The organism is Brevundimonas sp., assembly GCF_036399195.1.
In the GTDB taxonomy this organism is placed as follows: Bacteria; Pseudomonadota; Alphaproteobacteria; order Caulobacterales; family Caulobacteraceae; genus Brevundimonas.
Map to the genome: position 1 here is coordinate 1 of NZ_DASWNO010000062.1, position 2227 is coordinate 2227.

Here is a 2227-nt window from a genome sequence, read left to right on the forward strand (position 1 = left end):
GAAGTCGACGTGGTCGTGCTGGACGTCGACGCCTCCAAGCGCCGCATCTCGCTGGGCCTCAAGCAGGCCCAGGACAATCCGTGGGATGCGTTCGTCGCCGCCAACCCGATCGGTTCGACCGTCGAGGGCGAGGTCAAGAACGCCACCGAGTTCGGCCTGTTCATCGGCCTGGAAAACGACATCGACGGCATGGTCCACCTGTCCGACCTGGACTGGAACGTCTCCGGCGAGGAAGCCATCCAGCGCTACCGCAAGGGCGAGACCGTCAAGGCCAAGGTGCTGGACGTCGACGTCGAGAAGGAACGCGTCTCGCTCGGCATCAAGCAGCTGGGCGGCGATCCGATGGAGGGCGACGCCTTCAAGAAGGGCCAGCAGGTCACGGTCACGGTGACGGCGGTGGAAACCGGCGGCATCGAGGTCAAGTTCGGTGAAGACGACGCTCCGGCGACCGCCTTCATCCGCAAGTCGGACCTGTCGCGCGACCGTAACGACCAGCGCACCGAGCGCTTCACGGTCGGCGACCGCGTCGACGCCATGGTCACCGGCATCGACAAGGCCTCGCGCCGCGTCTCGGTGTCGATCAAGGCGCTTGAGATGAAGGACGAGAAGGAAGCCGTCGAGCAGTTCGGCTCGTCGGACTCCGGCGCTTCGCTGGGCGACATCCTCGGCGCCGCCCTGCGCGAGAAGGCAGGCTCGAAGGAATAGTCTCCTTCGTCCTCAGGATACGGATCAGGCGGCGGGAGCGATCCCGCCGCCTTTTTCGTCGCTGAAGCGCCTACCCTCCGCGAACCGCGGGGCCGTGCTTAATGTATGTTAACCGACATTTCCGCTCGCCAATCGGGCGTCAGGTCTTTTGCCCGGCGCGCACGGCGGCTAGGGTGGGGTTGCATCATGCGTTCCGATGCACCCGTATGTGCCTCGGAAGGGCGAACAGGGCGGGGGCCTGATCTATGATAAAATCTGAGCTGATCGAAAAACTCGCCGCCGAGAACACCCACCTGACCCACGCCGAGGTCGAGCGGGTGGTCAACATCGTGCTGGGCCGGATGGTCGAGGCGCTGGGCGAGGGCGGAAGGGTCGAACTGCGCGGCTTCGGGGCCTTCTCCGTGCGGGCCCGACCGGCGCGCGCGGGCCGCAATCCGCGCACCGGCGAGACCGTCGATGTGCCGGCCAAGGCGGTGCCCTTCTTCAAGAGCGGCAAGGAACTACGCGAGCGCCTGAACGCCGCCGGCGACGCCTGAGCCCCACCCCATGAAGCTGGCCGCCGAGTTCCGGGAATTCATCGCCCGCGGCAACGTCATTGACCTGGCCGTCGGCGTCATCATCGGCGCGGCCTTCGGCAAGATCGTCACCAGCCTGGTCGAACAGGTGGTCATGCCGCCGATCGGCCTGCTGCTCGGCCGGGTCGACTTCTCCAACCTGAAGTGGGTGCTGGCCCCCGAGAACCCGGTCACTGACGCGGTCGAGGAGGTGGCGATCCAGTACGGCGCCTTCATCAACACCCTGATCCAGTTCGCCATCGTCGCGTTCGTCGTCTTCCTGCTGGTCAAGGCGATCAACAAACTGCGCCGCGAACAGGCCGCCGCGCCCGACGCCGCACCCGCCGCGCCGACGCCGACCGAGGCGTTGCTGGCGGAAATCCGGGACGAACTGAGGGCCCGCCCAAGGGTCTAGGCGGGGGGCTGAAGAGGTTCTGGGGGCGGGCTCTGGACCTGCCTCTCACCGCAGCTCGATCTCCATTTCAAATCGATCGAAGGCCTGGTCTTCGATGAAGACGGTCTCAGCCTGAACGACGTTGAACCCCAGCGCCCGAAAAGCCGGTTCCGCCGTGAGGCTCGCATGAACCCAGAGCCGCCGCTCGCCCTTCTCGGTGGCGCGCTGGACAAGCTGCTCGTACATCGACCTGAAGAGCCCGCTGCCTTGGGCGCGGGGCCGGATGTAGGCGAAGTCGATGTAGCCGCCCGACGCCAGACTCATGAAGCCGAGGATGTCTTCGCTCTCCTCGGCAAGGATGATCTCCTGCGAGCGAAGCCGCTCGTCCCACGCCGGTCCGCTGCGGGGGACGGGGACCCAGGCGGCTCGCTGCGCGTCGGTGTAGCGGCTCCGACCGTTTCGCACCGCGTCGAACATGACGTCCGCCACGGCCCCATAGTCGGCCGCTTGCGCCCATCGAAGGGTCCGGTGAGGCGCTGTCATCTGATTTCCCGATCCGCCGGTCTCTGAAGAT

At 66.4% G+C, this 2227-nt stretch carries 4 protein-coding genes; 3 read left to right on the top strand and 1 reads right to left on the bottom strand.

All coding sequences use genetic code 11. The annotated features are described in order from the left end of the window. The 3 genes from VGB60_RS03105 to mscL form a co-directional block, all read left to right on the top strand. Nucleotides 1-705, top strand: a 705-nt coding sequence (locus VGB60_RS03105) for a S1 RNA-binding domain-containing protein (RefSeq protein ID WP_331036817.1), incomplete at its 5' end; no start/stop codon positions are given. 245 nt (nt 706-950) lie between these two features. Next, entirely contained in the window at nt 951-1241 is a 291-nt protein-coding gene (locus VGB60_RS03110) for an integration host factor subunit beta (RefSeq protein WP_331036818.1), read from the top strand. Between the two features lie 10 nt (nt 1242-1251). Next, nucleotides 1252-1674, top strand: coding sequence for a large-conductance mechanosensitive channel protein MscL (mscL, locus tag VGB60_RS03115; RefSeq protein WP_331036819.1), 423 nt, complete (start codon nt 1252-1254; stop codon nt 1672-1674). A gap of 45 nt (nt 1675-1719) precedes the next feature. Here the strand turns inward: mscL and VGB60_RS03120 are convergent. Continuing rightward, nucleotides 1720-2227: GNAT family N-acetyltransferase (locus VGB60_RS03120; protein ID WP_331036820.1), on the bottom strand; the 508-nt coding region annotated here is incomplete at its 5' end.

Excerpts from the sequence above, each read along its gene's own strand:
- mscL (WP_331036819.1), top strand. The coding sequence starts at position 1,252 with ATGAAGCTGGCCGCCGAGTTCCGGGAATTCATCGCCCGCGGCAACGTC.
- VGB60_RS03110 (WP_331036818.1), top strand. The coding sequence starts at position 951 with ATGATAAAATCTGAGCTGATCGAAAAACTCGCCGCCGAGAACACCCAC.